General features: G+C 38.5%; 15 protein-coding genes, 1 other RNA gene and 1 pseudogene. 6 read left to right on the forward strand and 11 right to left on the reverse strand.

Features of this window, described 5'->3' with window-relative positions:
• Positions 1–70: 70 nt before the first annotated feature.
• Positions 71–958: an ATP-grasp fold amidoligase family protein gene (locus M992_RS07135; protein WP_053907935.1), complete on the reverse strand. Its 888-nt coding sequence runs from the start codon at positions 956–958 to the stop codon at positions 71–73.
• Positions 959–1,374: 416 nt separating this feature from the next.
• Between M992_RS07135 and M992_RS07140 the strand changes: the two genes are divergently transcribed.
• Complete coding sequence (locus M992_RS07140; RefSeq protein WP_053907936.1) at positions 1,375–2,169, forward strand: GNAT family N-acetyltransferase; 795 nt, start codon at positions 1,375–1,377, stop codon at positions 2,167–2,169.
• A 220-nt stretch (positions 2,170–2,389) separates the two neighbouring features.
• Entirely contained in the window at positions 2,390–2,911 is a 522-nt protein-coding gene (locus tag M992_RS07145) for a tetratricopeptide repeat protein (RefSeq protein WP_248842503.1), read from the forward strand.
• A gap of 1,118 nt (positions 2,912–4,029) precedes the next feature.
• On the opposite strand, the gene M992_RS07150 is transcribed toward M992_RS07145, so the two are convergent.
• The 5 genes and pseudogenes from M992_RS07150 to M992_RS07170 form a co-directional block, all read right to left on the reverse strand.
• Entirely contained in the window at positions 4,030–4,365 is a 336-nt protein-coding gene (locus tag M992_RS07150; protein WP_053907938.1) for a DMT family transporter, read from the reverse strand.
• Between the two features lie 74 nt (positions 4,366–4,439).
• Complete coding sequence (locus M992_RS07155; RefSeq protein WP_053907939.1) at positions 4,440–5,753, reverse strand: HdeD family acid-resistance protein; 1,314 nt, start codon at positions 5,751–5,753, stop codon at positions 4,440–4,442.
• Positions 5,754–5,780: 27 nt separating this feature from the next.
• On the reverse strand, positions 5,781–7,055 hold the full coding sequence (locus M992_RS07160) for an MASE1 domain-containing protein (protein ID WP_053907940.1): 1,275 nt from the start codon (positions 7,053–7,055) through the stop codon (positions 5,781–5,783).
• 1,350 nt (positions 7,056–8,405) lie between these two features.
• Positions 8,406–9,371 (reverse strand): 23S rRNA (adenine(1618)-N(6))-methyltransferase RlmF, encoded by a 966-nt coding sequence (gene rlmF / locus M992_RS07165; RefSeq protein ID WP_167308867.1) that lies wholly within the window; start codon positions 9,369–9,371, stop codon positions 8,406–8,408.
• Between the two features lie 495 nt (positions 9,372–9,866).
• Positions 9,867–11,010, reverse strand: a pseudogene (locus M992_RS07170) (IS3 family transposase).
• A gap of 339 nt (positions 11,011–11,349) precedes the next feature.
• Between M992_RS07170 and M992_RS07175 the strand changes: the two are divergent.
• Together M992_RS07175 and M992_RS07180 are read left to right on the forward strand one after the other, a co-directional pair.
• Complete coding sequence (locus M992_RS07175; protein WP_053907942.1) at positions 11,350–12,258, forward strand: LysR family transcriptional regulator; 909 nt, start codon at positions 11,350–11,352, stop codon at positions 12,256–12,258.
• Between the two features lie 808 nt (positions 12,259–13,066).
• A complete protein-coding gene (locus M992_RS07180) occupies positions 13,067–14,047 on the forward strand; it encodes an NAD(P)H-dependent flavin oxidoreductase (protein ID WP_053907943.1) in 981 nt (326 codons plus the stop codon).
• 242 nt (positions 14,048–14,289) lie between these two features.
• Here M992_RS07180 and M992_RS07185 read toward each other — a convergent pair whose 3' ends face one another.
• The 3 genes from M992_RS07185 to smpB all read right to left on the reverse strand — a co-directional run bounded on the left by M992_RS07185 (position 14,290) and on the right by smpB (position 16,610).
• Positions 14,290–15,531: an integrase gene (locus M992_RS07185; protein WP_053907944.1), complete on the reverse strand. Its 1,242-nt coding sequence runs from the start codon at positions 15,529–15,531 to the stop codon at positions 14,290–14,292.
• A gap of 183 nt (positions 15,532–15,714) precedes the next feature.
• Positions 15,715–16,078: a transfer-messenger RNA gene (gene ssrA, locus M992_RS14690) on the reverse strand.
• Positions 16,079–16,127: 49 nt separating this feature from the next.
• Positions 16,128–16,610, reverse strand: a complete 483-nt coding sequence (smpB, locus tag M992_RS07190) for an SsrA-binding protein SmpB (RefSeq protein WP_047257437.1) — start codon at positions 16,608–16,610, stop codon at positions 16,128–16,130.
• 153 nt (positions 16,611–16,763) lie between these two features.
• Between smpB and M992_RS07195 the strand changes: the two genes are divergently transcribed.
• Entirely contained in the window at positions 16,764–17,198 is a 435-nt protein-coding gene (locus M992_RS07195; protein WP_053907945.1) for a type II toxin-antitoxin system RatA family toxin, read from the forward strand.
• Positions 17,191–17,490 carry an RnfH family protein gene (locus tag M992_RS07200; protein WP_053907946.1) on the forward strand — a complete coding sequence of 100 codons (300 nt, stop codon included), beginning with the start codon at positions 17,191–17,193 and terminating at the stop codon, positions 17,488–17,490. Before M992_RS07195 ends, M992_RS07200 begins: the two co-directional genes overlap by 8 nt.
• Before the next feature lie 245 nt (positions 17,491–17,735).
• Here M992_RS07200 and bamE read toward each other — a convergent pair whose 3' ends face one another.
• Together bamE and recN are read right to left on the reverse strand one after the other, a co-directional pair.
• The gene (gene bamE, locus M992_RS07205; protein ID WP_047257440.1) at positions 17,736–18,122 is read right to left on the reverse strand and encodes an outer membrane protein assembly factor BamE; all 387 of its coding nucleotides are present in this window, start codon (positions 18,120–18,122) and stop codon (positions 17,736–17,738) included.
• Between the two features lie 113 nt (positions 18,123–18,235).
• The coding region (gene recN, locus M992_RS07210) for a DNA repair protein RecN (RefSeq protein WP_053907947.1) at positions 18,236–19,716 on the reverse strand (1,481 nt) is incomplete at its 5' end.

Below are 19,716 nucleotides of genomic sequence, written 5' to 3' on the forward strand. Positions count from 1 at the left end.
TTATAACTATTCAGATCTATAAATTTAAACGGATAGCTGGCTAGCAGGCCAATCGTTAATCAATAACTTTTTAATTAGTGGTATAAATTTTCTGTTGCCAAAGTGAACCTAATTTATAATCCCATGATGTTGGTTCAATAAGGGTACGGCCAGCATTAGGTGTAAATGTTAATTCACTAAAATAAATCTTATTTTCTGACATTAAGAAATCGACACGGCAATAATCAAAACCTTCAGCTAAAATTGTAGCAAGTGCAAGCATTTTCGAATATAGCGCAGGCTGAGGAAGTTTATGACGCATGTTAGGGTATCCAAACATAACTGATTGTAGATTCCATTCAGGATCATATATATTAATAAATTCATTACCATTTTCATCAGAAAAATCAATTTCAGAATAATAGGGGACCCCATCGAAACAGTGAATTCTACATGTTTCTGGTGTTAGCATACGATTATTCTTACTAAATAAATCAATATACTTTTCGCAAATAATTTTAGCATTAATATTTTTATAGTGTTTTTCACGCGTAATATAATAAAGATTACGCATAAGATGAAAATCAAGCTTTTTTTTAGCTTTAGATAAATCGAAATGGTGCTTAGAATGACAAATAATACTACTACCACTATCATGGTTACATTTTAGTACAAATTGTTCAGGCAGTTCATCTAAATTTATTTGTTGCGTTTTATTATAACATTTTAGTAGTGGAACTAAGTAATCTTCACCAATCTTCTGTTTTATAAAATCTCGAACTAATAGTTTATCTGCTAATTGAGTAAATAGTGGATTTCTATCATATAATATTCGATGATTTATTTTTTCATTAAAGCTTTCCGGAAAATCAAAGTTTGGCGAGTATTTGATTTTTTTCATAAATTTTTTAGTTAAGTAATTTTTATCACTAATAATGCTAGTACGTACTATCTTTAAAAAATATTCTAATTTTTTCATATTATTTAATTAACTAATTGCTGTGAGTGAGACAAAGATAATCAATGAAATAAGTAGATAATCTTTGTATTGATTTTTTTATTTTATTCTTAATGCTTTAAATGAAAGGTAAACAGGATCGTTCTTATGAAGATATCAAACATAAGTTAAATTCAATTTGATTATATTATTATTTATAGTGATTTTTTTTATAAAAAAGTTGTTTTTTTATCAAATTTACTCATTATTGGATAATGGTATAGTTTATAACAAACTTAGTCTGCAAGATAAAATAAATTTTGTCTGATATTGATATTACGTATTTTATTATAATTTATTTAGTCTTTTTATGAATATGATGTGATATAAAATAGTAAATTAGACGAGTAATATATTTTTTTATCTATTAATATTATTTAGGTTGTGAAATTATAACGGTGGCTATTGGGGGCGATAACAATATAATGATGAACATAAAAAATTATTTTGATATTGAGAAATTATTTTGGGCATCTTTTTGCCAAAAGTATGAAGTTATTAACTCTTCAGTAGAGTGTTATTTAACCTCGATTGATCTATCTATTTTTAATTTTATTCTCATAAGAGAGCCGATAGATCTAAAAACTCTATATGCAGCACAGCAGATTTTTGATGAAAAAAACAAAGCCTACTGTCTAGTTATAAAGGACAGTGCAATTGCATCTTTATTGCCGATATTAACTTCTGGTAGTTATAAAGCTGATAGTATGACAACTGCAATGGGATTAGCACTAAATAAATGGACGAAAAAAAAACAATTACAGAAAGAAAAACACCTATCAATTAGGCTAGTTAATGATAATTTATCATTGTGGGCGCAACCCCTTAAAAATGCTTTTTTAAGTACGGAGATTGATGCTCATCATATCATTAGCCAATATATTGAACATCATCAGAATATAATTAATCAGAAGATAGAAATTTATCATTTTATATTAACTAAATCTCAATTTCCTGTGACATCATTGACATTAACCATTCATAATAAAATAGCAAGATTAGATGATATTGCGACACATTTGGATCATCAAAAACAAGGTAATGCGACGTATTTAATTAATTATGTGTTAGATTTTTGTCTACAAAAAAAGATTACCTGTTGTTATCTAGAATCGTCACCTTCTGGAGTTGAACTCTATCGACGGTTAGGTTTTGAAACATTATTTAATTACTTCAGTTATTATAAAGTATAAATGATGATTTATATCTAATTATGAGGGTGAAAATTGATTTATAGAATCAGCAGGTACCACCTACCATTCTAGCTTGATAGTTTTCTTTACGTAATGATTTTGTTATATTTGATAGCATCAAATAACTTTATTAAAGTCATATAGTAATAACAAAATGAAAATACTCTTCAAGCGAACGATAAACTCGACTTTTTTTATAATTATGATGATATTCATCGGAATGAATACTAGTTTAGCCGCTATATCTCAGGAAACTATTAAGCAAGTTGAAAGTGTAGCCACAAAAGGGGATGTTAAAGCTCAAGTATTACTAGGAGTCAGTTATTATTTAGGGCAAGAGGTAAAGCAGGATTATAAAAAAGCTAAAAAATGGCTCACTATGGCGGCAGGAAAGGGCAACCAAGATGCGCAAGTATTTTTGGGGGATATGTATCTTAACGGTCATGGTGTGGAACAAAATTTTGAGACTGCTATAAAATGGTTTGAAAAGTCCTCGAAGCAAGGCAATAAAGATGCTCAAAATTATTTAGGTTTAATGTACTACGATGGAATTGGCGTAAGACAAAATTATATCATTTCTGCTGAATGGTTCGAGAAAGCAGCCGATCAAGGTCATCCTTCAGCGATGTTTATGTTAGGAAAAATGTACAGAGATGGTGAAGGTGTTGATTTTAATGAAAAAAAATCAGCTGAGTTATTACAAAAATCCTGTAAAGCAGGCCTAAAAGATGCATGCAAATAATAATAAATGTTAAAATATTTTTATGTTTAATTTAGTCGCGTAAAAATAGAAACAAGTATAGATATTGGCTAATAATATTTAACTCATATTAGATTAGGAAAGTGTCAATCTTATTTAGGGTGGGTCATAGATAATAAAAAACCACCGGAGTGAACTTTTTATCCTTCAATGATACGTTTATTTCGAAGTCCATTCTGGGGCAAGTTATTATCTGCTCAACCTTTCTAACATATTGCTTTTAAAATTATTGTTATCGATGGTGGTTAAAATTGAGTCGGGCTGGTTTGAAGCATCTTCTCAATATAACTGCTTAATTTTTCTATCTATGTCGATGAAATTAATGGTGTAGTCAGTTTATGGCTGTAAAAATAGGGGATTAAGATTTATTGTTAGTTAACGCCCTTTTTGGAACTGAATTATGAGATTAATCCATAAAAAAACAATAAAGGATTCAAGCTCTCATATTCATTAAACATCCAACGGTAAGATACAGAATATGCATAATTTTTATCTGTTATTACTTTTATTTTTTCTAAAACTATTTGCTTTTTTATATTTGTAGGGTCGCCATACTATTGTATCGTATATCCTATCAGTTTTTGATCGGTTTTAATTGCATTTGTTTGAACGATTTTAGCTGTCATTTTTTATTGAAAGTAATATTATTATCAATATGAAATAGTAGCTCTGTCATTCAATAGCCTTACTATCAGTATATTGAACTTCAATAGCTAAGATTATAAGTGTAAAAATAGGGTGATAATTTAATTTTTCTCAAATAGATTTGTTGATAAAATAATTAATCAGGTTTCTGTATTTATTTAATATTGTTATATCTTGAACAGAAAGAATAAAGATTATTTTATAATAGTTAATTGAATTCATTGAGTACAGTATTAATATTCTTGTCAGAATAGAGATATTTTTTGGGTGCCTTAGTAGCCTTATAAAGAATATATATTCCTTTCGAATTTATTATGATTATATTAAACTGAAATACTCGATATTGTAATCTAATTATCATTAATTAAAGATATTTCGAAACAACGAGAGTGCTGAGTTATTATATTGATATCAAGTCGTGAAAAGGTAGCCCTATAATGTAGGGCTATTAAAATTTAATGAGTAACTGATTTAGAGAACGACTGGATAATAACAATTCCTACTGCAATGCATGCCAGACCAATTAATGCTGGAAAATCAAGTTTTTGTTTGTAAATAAAAAATGATAATGCTGAAACCAGAAATATTCCTGCTCCAGCCCATATAGCATAGGCGATACCAATATTCATACTTTTAACAACTTGCGATAGGCCATAAAAAGAAATGGCATAACCAATAACCACAATAATACTGGGCACCAACTTAGTAAATCCATCAGATGCCTTCATCATGGTTGTCGCCGTTGTTTCAGCGATGATAGACACTGCCAAGATTGCGTACACTTTTAGCATAAAAACCTCTTTAACTTATTTAGCAAACATCCAGAAATGATAATTTTAATCTTTTTTTGGGATAAAATATCTAATTATCGTGAAACTAAGCGCTTTAGTAAGCGTTTATACCAGGGAACTGGAACAGGATGTACAATAGCCCGCAAAGCACGTGCATAGTCCATAATTAACCCTGGAGTCCATGCCATCATCAGCGCACGCCGACGAATTTGAGCAGCAATCCACAACTCTGGCATGCAAAGTACATTTAAAACGCCGATAAAATAACTTCTTTTTTGCATAGACAAAACACCATCTAATGCAGCTTCCAAGCCATATGCAACACTGCTGGAACAGTTCTGATATGTTAGGTTATAAACAGGATATTGGCGATATTTTTCCCAGAAATTTAGTAAAGAAGCATGATTATAAATATTGAAAATAATTTGTCTGTCAGATTCACACCATTCAGATGCTTCAGTTTGATAATTGGGCAAGAATCGCCCCGGAACATTGTTATCAGCGGTTGCTTTTAATAACCGGAAAAACTCTGATGGGGAACGATCAATATCTTCCTCGGGGTATAAACTGATATAGAGATGCGGATAGAGCTCTAAAGATGCATGCCCTGTAGAAATAACACCCTCAGAATCAACTGCTGCAATATAACGATTAATAATCGGACGTGGTACAGGACGTTGATTTGCGGAGCCTTCGGGTGTCCAGATATGCACAGTTAAAATAGCATCTGGATCAGTTACTCTATTTAAGGGGGATAGTTGTGAATCATCTATTATTGGTCGCCTAGTCCCTTTCTTTTTAAATGATACAGGTAAAGGCCTCATCAGCTCAAATACGGATGTTCCTCGTTGAATGTGGCGGGCTCGAAATGCTATCTTCAGGCATCCAAAACCACTCCCTATCATTAGGAATCCAATAAAAAATGAAATTGTTGCTTGATGATGGGTAAATAGAAAAAAGGCAAATAGCATTTCAATTATGCCCCACAGCAGAATTAATTGCCATCCAGGAAAACGAACAATCCAAGCTGATGTAACAACAAATAATCCAGTAATAAAAAAGACAAAACCGAACATTGCGGACAGTAATACATTGCTATATGTCTGATTAATTAAGATAACTAATGCGCAGAACAAAAATAAACCACCCTTAAAAAAAAGTATCGTTTTTTGTGTTCCAACCCCGCTTGAAGCGACACTTAATGTGATCAGACTTTCAAGTAACAATAAAAAACCAAACAAATGTATTGGAAAAAAAAGAATACCATCGATACCATCGATAAAAATAAATATACCAATAAAACACCAAAGGAGCCCTATTATCCAGAGATAATGCGCCTTCCCTCTGATAAATTCGGCACCGAAGAGTAATAATGCAATTTGTAGCATCACTTATCCTTTGTTATTACATTAATGTCAGGATACTTCATCTAAAATAAACCAATTCCCAACAATCATTACTGGTTTGTTATTCCTAAAAATAACACTTCCGCGATCTTCTATATTCCACCAACGACCTTCTTTATCTTTCAGACAAAAGGTTATTATTGGAAGAGAGGTATGAGCCTGCCCTTGTCTCCAATGTTTAGCGAGTTTTTCTCGGTCGTCAGGGTGAGTTGATTCCATAATCTGCTTTATATTAGAGAGGGTTATCAAATCAGCTTTCGGAAATGAATAATCTATATTTCCCCATTCAATAACTCCATTATCTAGATTAAGTTGATATACGAGATGCTGCTGTTTATAAGCCCCTTGAGTGTCATCAATTCTATGAGTACTTCGAGCCACAACCCGTAAAAAAACCATTAATAACGATATTACCGTCAAATATCCCTGTATTAGCCACAGTGATTCATGACGAAATAGACCATGAAGATAAAAAGGTCCCTGCTGGCTACGAGTGTAATAGATTGTAATCGTAGCAAGTATTAACAGTGCTATTGAGCCTCCTCGGTTTCCCCATAGCATAGATAGGATAACAGCAAGTAAAATAGGGATACAGAGTAGCGATAATTTGGCAATATTTCGTTGTTGGTGAAAATAGGAATGATATATCTGTATTGCAGTATCATTAAATATCAATATAGTGCTAGTAATAAGAAGAATAAAAACTACGCTTCCCAAAATTATATTAATTTTGAAAAAAGGCTCTACCTTTTTGAAACGGGTATTAATTAGCCCCATAATAACAGTTGTCGCAAAGATATTACCGGTAATATCGGCAATAAAACCATCCCAGAATATATCTTTAAGTGATATATTATCAAGCCAATACATACTGAAGGAAAATAAAACTGCATCTGCAAAACTGACAATTATTGTTGTTGATAGCCATAACAATATTAAGTGCAGATCATCTCCTCGCTGAGCATATCTACGAACAATCCAAGCAATAATAATACAAGAAAGTATAGCCAGAATAGCGTATATAAGTGAAAGGATTATTTTCTCACTATCAAAGCCATTTAGAATCAAGTTTAATACAATAAAGCCAATCAATAGCGGCAGCCATTGGCGTTTACGCATACATAAAAAAGCTGTTGTTGCGATCCCCGCAGGAAACCAAACAACAGAAATATCTGAATTCTCAGGCGTAAGTATCTCGGAGATTTCACCTGCTACGTAATAAAGTAAAAACCATCCTATTATTACGATTAATGTGGTCTTATTTGATAACAAAGATATTTTCATAGTTTATTTCAGGTTGTGCATTATCATTATAAAGTTATGTATGACTTTATCTTAACGCCAAAAGGTCAGCATCATTTTTTTAAATACTAAAATGATATTTTTAGATAAAGCTATTATTGTATTTTACCTTGCTTTTTCAATCACCTCTTGTCACTTATTTTATTATTGATTCGACGGCTCAGATACTTTAACGTAATTTATGCTTAGGATAAATTCGAGGTAATTCTAGTTTTCTTTCTGATGCTGATTTTTATCATATAACTGGTGTCACACTGATACATATTAATATTACGCCAGCATTGCTGTTACGCCGTCATAAGGCGTAATGTTATTACTCTAATAGCATCCCAAATATTGACTTCTTAAAAAGGCCAAAAGTAGCTAAGCCCCCAAAATATATGCCCGATATCCAACATATCATAAGATACTATCTAAGCAATAACGACTTAAAAATAGAGCTTGTTAATGAGTTCATTTATGACTATTTGGAAAAGGCAATTTTTTCTCGATGATCTTGGCGATCCCCAAATATTGGGCTTGCAGTAATTATATTGGCTATTGAGAATTAAGGCTAATTATACAGTTGTTTTGTTTTGAGACTTAAACGGGTGTTATAGCGAGAGCTTTTGATCGGGATGGGGTTACGAAGCTACCATGTATTGGCGGAGTCTGAATTAAGCTTGTATGGCGTTGATTTTAAATTAATAAAACTTAATTCAACTTTTTACTTGGGCCTAAAGTTTATTTTACTGTTTTTGTGATGTGGACTAAAAAAATAGTTCGCTATTCTAACATGGTTGATTGATGAAGTGAGCTATAAAATTTGGTGGTTAGCTCTGTGCCAAGAGCGGATGCTGTTTAAAGATGAGCTAGTTATGTGCTACAAGGATACTTTTGTATCACTAAATCGATATGTTCTGACTGATCGGCTTTAATCAAATAGGACACTTTACTAATGGAATATAATCCAATTATGTGCAGATATTATTAGTTGGACGATTTACATTTTGTATTAGTTGTTCCATGTTTGGCGTTAATGTATTCAATTTGGTCAAATCAGCTTATTGAATCTTACATCTAGGCAGTTTATTGCTTAAAACGGACGGTATATATTCTTATTCATTCAAACCGCAGGTTCGTTGGCTGCGCTCAGCCTGCAGCTTGAATGACGTTGAGTATATATACCGGATTAAAATATCAATTAAGTAAGGTAACTATTATATTTTGAATAAATAATTTTTTTAAGATTTTTAGTATTGGAAGATATATTGAGAATAACGCAACATGCAGAAATTGAAAGGGAAATGGGAAGTTTTGTCGGTGCCGGTTAAATAACCGGCACCAGGGGAATTAACGCCAGCGTTCTGTCGCCCAGGCGACCTGCTGTTGTGCATCGTGGAAAGTCCAGGCCACAAAGCGACTGATTTTTTGCCCCTGCGCCATTTCAATGGTACGGACTTCGGCCGCATCCACCAGCTTCAACGCGTGATAAATCGAAGGCAAGGTAGTGTTTTTAGAAATCAACGAGGTGAACCACAGGCAGTTTTGCGCCAGGTTAACGCTCTCCTCTACCATTTTACGCACAAAGGCTTCTTCACCGCCTTCACACCATAGCTCTTTATTTTTGCCGCCAAAATTCTGTACCGGCGTGTCGGCTACCTCGCCTTTACCCAGCTTGTGCAGTTTGCGGCGGGTGCTGGCTTGCGCTTCCTGTTCAGAGCCGTGGAACGGTGGATTACACAGTGTGGCATCAAATTTCTCCGCCACGCCGATGATGCCGTTCAAAATAAATTCGGGTTGTTTTTGTAAGCGCAGGCGCACGCCGTTTCTCAGTGTCGGATTCATCTCCACGATCATTTTGGCCGAATTGAGCGATACCGGATCAATCTCCGAACCGGTAAAACGCCAGCCGTATTCACGCAAGCCAATAATCGGATAAATACAGTTGGCGCCAATGCCCACATCAAGGATCGCCACGCCTTTACCGCGAGGGATCTCACCACCGTTGCTGGTCGCTAGCAGGTCGGCCAGATGGTGTAAATAGTCGGCACGCCCGGGGATCGGTGGGCACAGATAATCGGCGGGAATGTCCCAGTGTTCGATGCCATAAAAATGTTGCAGCAACGCACGGTTGAGCATTTTAACCGCCGCAGGATCGGCAAAATCTACCGAGATATCGCCCCAGGCGTTCGGCTTGACGAACGGCTCCAGTGCAGGGCAACTGGCGATCAGCGCCGGGAAATCATAGCGTGAGCGATGACGGTTACGCGGGTGCAAGCCGCTTTTCTGCTGCAGGAAGGTTTTCTTTTTTTCCACCGTGAAGGGCTCTCTTAAAGGTATTTCTGACGCGTACGATACCATATACCCAATAGCTTTCAAGTTGCAGCTAACAGCTCGGGATGAAACCGTATTAAGCCTACATTCAGAGTTTATGCCGGAATGCGGCAAGGGAAGATAGGCAGGGAACATACATCAGTATGTGACCCGGCTGACTGAGTGCGGCCAATGAACCTGCGGTTTGAATGAATAAGGGTATATATCCGAGATCAATTAAGATACTTGATTTTATGACGTTTGAGGATCAAGCTCCATCTCATGAAAATAGAACTGACCGCAGAACAACGGATCGCCCTTGAGGCACTACATCGGCAAAATAAGGACCATCGTGTCCGTGACCGAATCCGCTGTGTTTTACTCTCGGCTTGGGGCTGGTCAACCTACTTTGTAACTAGGTTCGTAGTATAATGTGGATAATCGTTATTAAAAATATTCGTGTAGGAAGGGCAAATGGAACTGTTCTGTACAACAAAATTAGAACACATTTCTGAAGGAGTTTTCGTGCTCCACAGGCGACAAATAATTATTTGCCGTGTGTAATCGCGTTAAATTGTAATAATGAAGATAATCTAGTACGTCTTGTCTCATCTCCTTGCGATTTGCATGAGCGCTTTTAAATAACCAATCATGCTTTAAACTTCCAAAAAATCGTTCAACTACCGCATTATCCCAGCAAGCCCCTATATCACCTTGGCTTGAGCGCATATCATAACTTTTCAGTAACGCTTTATATTGCCCACTCGTATATTGGCTTCCTCGGTCACTGTGAAACACACAACCCTTTGAGGGCAAACGTAAGTTATACGCCATCATTAACGCTTTGCTTATCAAGGCCGTATCAATTTTCGATGACATGAGCCAACCCACAATACGCCGAGAATATAAATCCATCACGATAGCCAGATATAGCCAACCTTCCGGCGTTTTTAAATAGGTAATATCGCCTGCCCAGATTTCATTGACCGCAACCGGATTAAAATTTTGATTCAATAAATTATCGGCAGTCACAATCGCTTTGCCTTTCGGCGAGACTCGATGCCGTTTTCTTTGCTTAACCACTAACCCTAATTGTTTCATCAACTTTCGAGTTCGATAATTACTAATGCTATAACCTTCTTTTCATAATTGGGCCGCTAACATGCGGTAACCTAAGCTTTCTCGACTTTCTCTGAAGATGTCTCTGGCTTTTCGTTGAAGTTCAATTAGGCACTTATCTACCGGTTTAACAGGGCGTTTTAGCCAAGCGTAAAACGTTGAACGGCTGAGTTTCATCACTCGGCATAAATGCTTAATGGGATATTGTGTTTTATGTTCTTGAACAAACCAACACCTTATAGCAGTTCCCTCGCAAAGAAGGCACTCGTCTTTTTTAGGATTTCTTTCTCCATTTTTAATTGTTTAACTTCTTTGCGTAGAGCAAGTAGTTCCTGTCGTTCAAGGGGGGTTAATGCATTGGGTTTATTTTCAGCATCATGACGCTTTCGCCAAGCATAGAGAAGTTTGGTTGTTATTCCGAGAGCATTCGCTGCTTGTGGAACCGTATACCTTGTTCGAGTATTAAATTAATCGCTTCTTTCTTAAAGCTTTCAGTATATTGCTTCGGTGATTTTCGTTTCATATCGACATCTTATTTTAAAGGTGAATAAATTCCCTTATCAAAGTGTCCACATTTATTTAAGCACAACACCCCCGAGTGTGGCAGCTGGATAGACAGCAGGTGAGAAATATTGCTCCAGAACAGCATTTTCTTATCAGTAGAGCTCAGCATAAAGGTTGTGTTACCCGGCGTATGATTTGGCGCTTCAACGATGCGGGCAAGGCTCGAAAGTTATACCCGGTGAAACAATTCGGTTAGAAAAGGATATTTTCCATCAGGAAGGAATGTTATAAAGAAAATCATACCGAGCTGGGGCAAGTTTTCCCCTGTGAAACAAATAATGGGTGAGGCAAAGAACAGATGCAGCTGAATATGCTGGAAGCAATGGAGATTTACGTAAACGTGGTAGAGCAAGGTAGCTTTACCCGCGCGGCAGAGGCGCTTGAGCTGCACCGTCCGGCTGTCACCCGCGCCGTTCAGAATCTCGAGCAGGATCTGGGTGTTAAGCTCCTACATCGCACCACACGACAGGTGAGTATGACGGATGAAGGGGAGGAGTTTTATCAGCGCTGCCTGTCGCTTTTGAGCGAACTGGACGATATCCGTCGCTCTTTTTCAAGAACACAACCGCCGAAAGGACGCCTGCGCCTTGATGTCCCCATTACACTGGCTCGGGCTGTAATCATCCCGGCCCTTGGCGATTTTCAGAACCGTTACCCTGATATCGAGATTATTCTTGGTACATCCGATCGCAAGATTGACATAATTGCCGAGCGCGTGGACTGCGTCATTCGCCTTGGTGATCTTGATGACTCCAGTTTTGTTGCAAGGCGTCTGGGTACTGCAGGAATGGTGACCTGTGCAGCCCCGTCCTATCTGGAAAGGTATGGTACTCCACACACTATCGATGAATTGATGAAATCCCACCGTGCTGTGAATTTTTTCAGTAACCAAAGTCTTCAATTTATGGAGTGGAAGTTCACCGTTGATGGCAATATCACCGTAATAAAAATGCCATCTAGCATTCTGGTGGATAATTCAGAGGCGTTTCTTTCGTGTGGGCTTGCGGGACTTGGCGTTCTGCACGGGCTACGCCCATCTCTCGCCCCCTTTATTGCCAGTGGTGAGCTGACAGAAATCCTCACGGATTTCCCTCCACCGCCAAAATCTATCTCACTGCTTTATCCGGATCGCCGCTATCTGGCTCCTAAGGTTCGCGTATTCATCGACTGGCTATACGAAGTTTTTTGTCCGGATGCGCAGCTCTGACGAGTCCGTTTTTCCGTAATAAACCTCGCTGTGAAATTTTCCTGCTTTGACATACCTGATTGAAAGATGGCGGACAGGAACAAAGTACTGTCCCTCTCCCCCATTCCCGCTTTTAAAGACATCTCAGGTTAAGGTACTCGCTTTACGTCCTGGCTACCAGGAGAAGTAAAGTTGTGCCGACGTCCCCCTCATTGTTACTGTTTATGAAACTGTGAAGTAAAGAAAGGGCCGTTTATCCCTATCCCCCCGGTTGTGCTATATCAAAGTATCCACTTTTATTAAAGCACAACACTACCTACCTTTTTGAATATCAAAATAAATGAGTACTTGTTAACGGCGTGATTGGATATGAACATTTTCATTCCATAATCAGGCAGTTCACCGACGGGGTAATCGCTGAAATGCAACCGGAGGTATCAACAAATAGCATTCGGCAATTAATTAACCTGCGTCCGTTAATTTCTCCGATTGAAATTAAAGAAGTATTTTCTCGGCGGTTAAAATGTTGATACAACCCTTAGTGGATTCAGACGAGATTTTCATAAGAGAGGTTTATCACGGATGGTTTATCTAAAAGCATAAATAAACCGCGCGTGCCCCTGTCTTTTCATTATGTTACTCGTGTAGACAATGCGCGAGACTATTAAAGATCTCATAATTATTACAAAATCAATAATTCTGTTTTAATAATCAGGATATTTTCCGTAACAATAATAAGGTTTAAGATCTTCTCCAGCTTAAATTAAATATCACAGCCGCCTGAATAGGCATAGGCTGCTCAAACAACTTATGTGGAGGAGATCTCGCCATGGAAAACAACCGTATCTGCCAAATCCTGGGTATCGAAAAGCCCGTTATTCAGGGACCATTATCTTGGCTTACCGATGCGCGACTGGTTGCAGCAGTGAGTAATGCTGGCGGGCTAGGCGTACTCGGTCCAAATGCGGGCTTAACGGTGGAAACCGCCGTTTCGACACCGGAAGAAACTGCCGAAAAGATGCGTGAAGAAATCCGTAAAACCAAACGGCTGACGGAAAAACCATTCGGGGTAAACCTTATCCCGACCCCTGAAAACGATATCTGGACGCCACCTATTCTTCAGGTAATCAAGGAAGAGGGCGTCAGGGCGGTGGTTTATACCGGTTACGGCGAAGGTGCCATCATTCCGAGTCTCTTTAACGAATTAAAAGAGGCGGGAATTGTAATCATCTACCGCGATATCAACCCGACGCCTGAAAACACCCGACTCGCGGAAGAAGCTGGCACAGATATTATTGTTGCAACCGGTTTTGATGAAGGTGGCACATTGCCTGCTACCGCGCTGGGAACCTTTTCGATTGTGCCGTTGATTGTTGATTCCGTAAAGAACATTCCTGTAATGGCCGCAGGCGGTATTACCGACAACCGTACTGCCCGTGCAGCCCGAGCATTGGGTGCCGAGGGCGTATTTGCCGGATCGGTATTTATTAGCACAGAAGAAAGCCGCGTACCGCAGTTGGTAAAAGATAAAATCATTAATGCCAACGGCCTAGATTTACTGCTTTTCCGCACCCTGCCTGATTACTATCGCTCACTTCCCGGCAAGCTAGTTGAAAAGCTCGTGTCTATGGATAAAGCTGGTGCAAGCAATGAAGATCTGGGGCAGGCGATGGGCGGTTTACGTGGCTTGCGTATCGGCATGCTGGAAGGCAATACAGATGAAGGCTACATAGCGCTGGGCACGGGCATCGGAACTATTCGCAGCATCAAGAGCGTCACTGAGGTCGTGAACGAACTGGCCACTGGCTAAGAACAGTACTGATCGAAATAATCGAACCAGGCAATACGCCTTTACTTACGGGTTTGCCTGCGTTTGATTAGCTAGTTAAGTGGATACTTGTTTCCGATTCTGCGGACTGCCGCTTTTTCTGTCCTGATTGCCAAGTATAGACGACAGTTACCAATGTCTGCATTTGGCACAGAGCCGACATCTTGATGACGTATAACTATATACAGTTATAGTACTAATTCAAATTAGAGCTGGTACACATGTTACCCAACTAGCGATATCCCTCTTATCCCGCCTTCAATAATACTCCCCCTATCTGCTTCCTCAATAAATTCAGCCCACCATTGCATCATAGGGCGTCTTTGCTCTAGGTAGTCACTACGATTATAGGCGCGTCTAACTTCATTTTTATCAACGTGGGCGAGGGCGGCTTCGATAACGTCAGGTGGAAAACCTTGCTCATTTAGGGCGGTGCTGGTAATTGAGCGTAGACCATGGGAAACCAGTACACCACCGAATCCGGCACGTTTTAATGCAGCATTGACGGTTTGGCTATTCATAGGCTGAGTTAGCTTAATATGGCTAGAAAAGATAAACTCACGATGACCACTGAGTGGTTTCATTAGTTCTAAGATAGCTAAAGCAGCGTTAGATAACGGAACCGTGTGCTCACGGTTCATCTTCATTCTAGCAGCGGGTATCTTCCATTCCTTGGTTTCAAAGTTGATTTCGTCCCAACGGGCCTCAGCGGCTTCGGCAGGGCGGGATATGGTAAGTAGCTGCCACATAAACAAACATCTGGTAGGCAAGATGATATTAGCTGTACGCATTGTTTGCATGAGTTGTGGTAATTGCTCAGGGCGAATACTTGGCATATTTTTTTTCTTTGGTTTTTCAAAAGCTTTACCAATGTTGATACTTGGAACGGCATCAATTAAGCCAGTATTTTGAGCATAGATCATGACTTCGTTAATACGCTGACAAAGACGACGAACAGTTTCTAATGCACCTCTAGCTTGAACGGGCTGTATTGCTTGAACCAATATATGAGCTTTGATATCTGTAACACTAATATCGCCTATGGCGGGGAAAACATCTCGTTCAAGTGAGCGCCAAATATCGTTACCGTAGTCTTCTGTTACCGTGGACTTCTTCACTTCCCACCAACGTTCAGCGACAAGTTGAAAGGTATTGGTTTTAGCCTCTTGAGAGTTTCTTATTTGATCTTTTTGATATTCTTGAGGGTCAATATCTTTCGCCAGTAATGAGCGAGATTCTGCTCTAAGTTTTCTAGCATCTGAAAGTGTGACAGCAGGGTAGGCCCCAAAACTTTGTTTGGTCCTTTGTTTTGTATACGGGCGGTAGTAACGGAATTGCCATAACTTGCTTCCGCTAGATTTGATTAACAGTGTGAGTCCATCACCGTCATACAGCTGATAGTCCTTATCTTGTGGTTTAGCTGCTTTGATTTCGGTATCGGTTAATGGCTTAGTTTTTCTTGCCATGAAAAATCTCCATACGATTAGGCCCAACAAAGATGTTAGTTCTTTTCGTTGGGCCTAATCGTATGGGCCTAAAGGAATTAGCTTGGGTGGGATAAAATAGGACAGCGCAGGACATAAAAAAGCCCGCAACTCATTGAGTTAGCGGGCTTTTCAGTCTTCTTTGGACGTCCTTAGAAGATAATTTGGTGGAGCTGGGGGGATTTGAACCCCCGTCCGAAATTACTACATCCTTGGCACTACATGCTTAGTCAAATCTTTACATTCGCCTGCCAGCTGCGGATTGACACGCCACTAACAAACTAGTCTGATTAGTTTTAACGCTTCAACCCCAGACAAGGTATTCACGCGATCTCTTTTGGGTTTGACCTCTCTTGATCCCCGTCCTAAGAGCGGAGGCTAGGGAGAGAGGGCTCTATGCAGGTTATTAAGCTGCTAGTGCGTAGTTTTCGTCGTTTGCGACTATTTTTTTGCGGCTTTTAACGAGGCCAACCGCCCCTCGGCATGCACCTTGGGTTTCGCAAATCCCGTCGAATCCAGAATCAGCCCCAAGTACTATTTTGCAAGTATAACAGAAAATTCATCTAAAAAGCTAGGGCTTAGCGTCCAGAATGTTTCATTATACGTGCTTTATCTAATTGCCACTCACGTTCTTTGATATCAGAGCGCTTATCGTGGTCTTTTTTACCTTTAGCAACGCCTATTTTAACTTTGCTCCAGGCATTTTTCCAATACATTGAAAGTGCGACAACAGTATATCCTTCGCGATTGACTCGCCCGTAAAGCGAATCTAACTCTCGTTGGTTAAGTAATAATTTTCTCGTGCGTGTTGGATCGCAAACAACGTGAGAAGAAGCAACATGCATTGGTGTGATTGTTGCACCAAATAAAAAGGCTTCACCATCTCTTAGCAAAACATAGCTTTCACTAATATTGGCTTTACCTGCACGTAGCGATTTTACTTCCCAGCCTTGCAGCACTAATCCCGCCTCAAATTCCTCCTCAATAGAGTATTCATGGCGCGCACGTTTATTCATGGCTATAGTAGCCGAACCGGGTTTATGGGCTTTTTTCTTTGTCATAATTCCGCCATTATACTGCAACTTGTGCTTAAAGAAATCTCTGTGTAAGGATATTTTTCCAATTGTGTAATTATTACACAGTCTAGGTTTTGCTTTTTGTTTCGCTAATTAACAATGATATAATAAAATTAATTTCTGGTGATAGGAACAAATATGCCACAGATCAGCCGCTCTGCGTTAGTGCCTTATAGCGCGGAACAAATGTATCAATTAGTAAATGATGTTGTCTCATATCCGGAATTTTTACCGGGCTGTATTGGAAGCCGAGTGATTAGTCAATCGGCTGAAGAAATGACGGCAGCGGTTGAAGTCTCTAAAGCGGGGATCAGCAAAACATTCGTTACTCGCAATTTATTGGAAGATAGTCAACGTATTCGGATGCAATTAGTTGAGGGGCCTTTTAAGAAATTAACGGGCGGATGGATTTTTACCCCATTAAGCTCAGAGGCTTGTAAAATTGAATTTAGTTTAGATTTTGAATTTACTAATAAACTGATTGAATTAGCTTTTGGCAAAATCTTCAAAGACTTAGCTGGAAATATGGTGCAAGCATTTACTCAACGAGCAAGAGAAGTTTATCGTGTCTAAGTTAAATATTGAAGTCGCTTACGCATTACCGGATAAGCAATTTTTATTGCATGTAACAGTAGCTGAAGGTGCTACTGTTGAACAAGCAATTATTGCTTCAGGTATTTTATCTTTACGTGATGATATTGATCTTAAAAAGAATAAAGTGGGCATATATAGTCGAGCTGTCAAGCTGACAGATACAGTTAAAGAAGGTGATCGGATAGAGATTTATCGACCACTGATTGCTGATCCCAAAGAATTACGTCGTCAGCGAGCAGAGAGATCAAAAGAAGAGAAAAAACATTCGTAATCTTGGATTACTGTTTTAGTCTGGTCACAACTTAAGCTTATTTACAATGAAATTAATTGTACAATCTAGCTTATTGATAAATTTACTAGATAGATAATTAAAACCAGACAGTATTAACTGTGTCTGGTTTTAATTTTTTGTCATTAGTAACGTTACTAGCGAGAAAAAGTACTGCTACCGTACTGGAATAGTTTCGAATCGTACATCTACAATCCAATTTCTACACTGATGACTAATACTTATCACTATTCTTTATTTTGTGCTTGTTGAGCTAACTTATCTTCCATCGCTTTTTGCGCAGCAAGATTTTTTTCATTTTTAATATCGGTTAAAACACCGCTATTATCAAAAGTTAGAGTCAATGTTTCTTGAGTTACAGGATCATGGCCTAACTCTTGGCGGAAAACGTAATACCACGTTTGTGTGCCGAATGGGTCTGTCAGCATTGGTGATCCTAACGTATAGGCAACCTGCTGTTGAGTCATCCCTTTCTTAATTTTCGCAACATCATTCGCAGTAAGATAATTTCCCTGATTAATATCAGGATGATAAACAAGACGTTCCATCATAGAACAACCTGTAGTCATTAAAACGAGTGACATTGCAGCAGCAGTTAACAGTTTATAACGCATGGTTATCTCATTCCTTGTGGAGTCAGAACATCAATGATAATCGACATTGATTCAATTGAAAACCTTTCCTCATTGTCTCTCTGACCACAAGGAGAAGAAAAGGTTGTCAAATATTATGCTGCTAGCAATTCTTTTGCATTGGCTAATGTGTTTTTAGTAACTTGTCCCCCAGCTAATAATCGCGCTAGCTCTTGTAATCTCTGTTTTTTATCAAGCAATTGCATATGAGTCTCTGTTTCGAGCCCATTTGTTTCTTTACTAACATAAAAATGATGATGACCACAACCTGCGACCTGTGGTAAATGGGTAACACACATAACTTGTGTTGACTCTCCGAGTTCGCGCAATAATTTTCCGACAATAGCTGCGGTTGGACCACTAATACCAACATCGACTTCATCAAAAATAAGCGCTGGTGTATCCATTTTTTTAGCAGTAATTACTTGTATCGCAAGTGCGATACGTGATAGTTCGCCGCCAGAAGCAACTTTACCTAGTGATTGATGAGGTTGCCCTGGATTAGTGGTGACATTAAATTCGACGCGGCTAGCACCATCAATTTGTAAATGTTCTGGTTCAAAGCTGAGATCAATTGTAAATCGACCATGTGGCATGGATAGTTGATGCATGCTCGATGTTATTAATTCACTTAATTCTTGGGCAAACTGTAATCTGGCAGTATGTAATTTTTCAGCAATATCAAGTGCTGCTTGGTGGTATATTTTGACTTGGTCGGACAGTAGTTGGCAATCATCATCTTGATTCAACAGTTTTTGTTGTTCGTCTAATAATTGCTGATAAAGTGCCGGCAGCTCCTCTGGAGATATATGATGTTTACGCGCTAAGCTTACTTGTTTTGATAAGCGTTGTTCTAAATCAAATAAACGATTAGGATCAAGTTCATACTGATCACAATAGTGTCTTAGTTCATCACTGACTTCGCTGACTTGAATAGCAGCCTCTTCGAGCATATTGAGCAAATTCTCAAATTTTGGTTCGATTGAGATCAATTCTGCCATCTCTTGCTTAGCTGTATTTAACATTGAAATGATATTGCTATCATCATTATCAGTAAGCATTTCTATTGTATTTTGCCCTAATGATAAGAATTGCCCGCTATTAGCCAATCGTTTATATTCTTGTTCGATATCTTGATATTCACCGGGCAATGGCGCTAATTCATCTAATTCTTTTAAATGGTATTCAAGCAGTTGCTTACGTGATTCACGTTCTTGCATTTGTTGTTGAAATAGCGCTAATTCTTGACAACTTTGATGCCAATTTTTCCAAGCGTAACGCATTTCAGCTAATAACGGTTGTTGATTAGCATAGGCATCTAATAAGAACTTTTGATGTCGTCCATCTAATAATAATTGGTGGGCGTGCTGGCCATGAATTTGGATTAATAAGGCACCAAGTTCGCGTAATTGAGAGAGAGGGACGGCAGTACCATTAATAAAGCCACGAGAGCGACCATCTGCAGAGATAGTCCGGCGTAATAAACACTCATTATGGTCATCTAATTGATGGTCAATCAGCCACTGATGTGCAGATAGTGCATCATTTAATGAAAAGCGAGCACAAATATCTGCAC

The sequence above is a fragment of the Moellerella wisconsensis ATCC 35017 genome (genome assembly GCF_001294465.1).
Taxonomy (GTDB): domain Bacteria; phylum Pseudomonadota; class Gammaproteobacteria; order Enterobacterales; family Enterobacteriaceae; genus Moellerella; species Moellerella wisconsensis.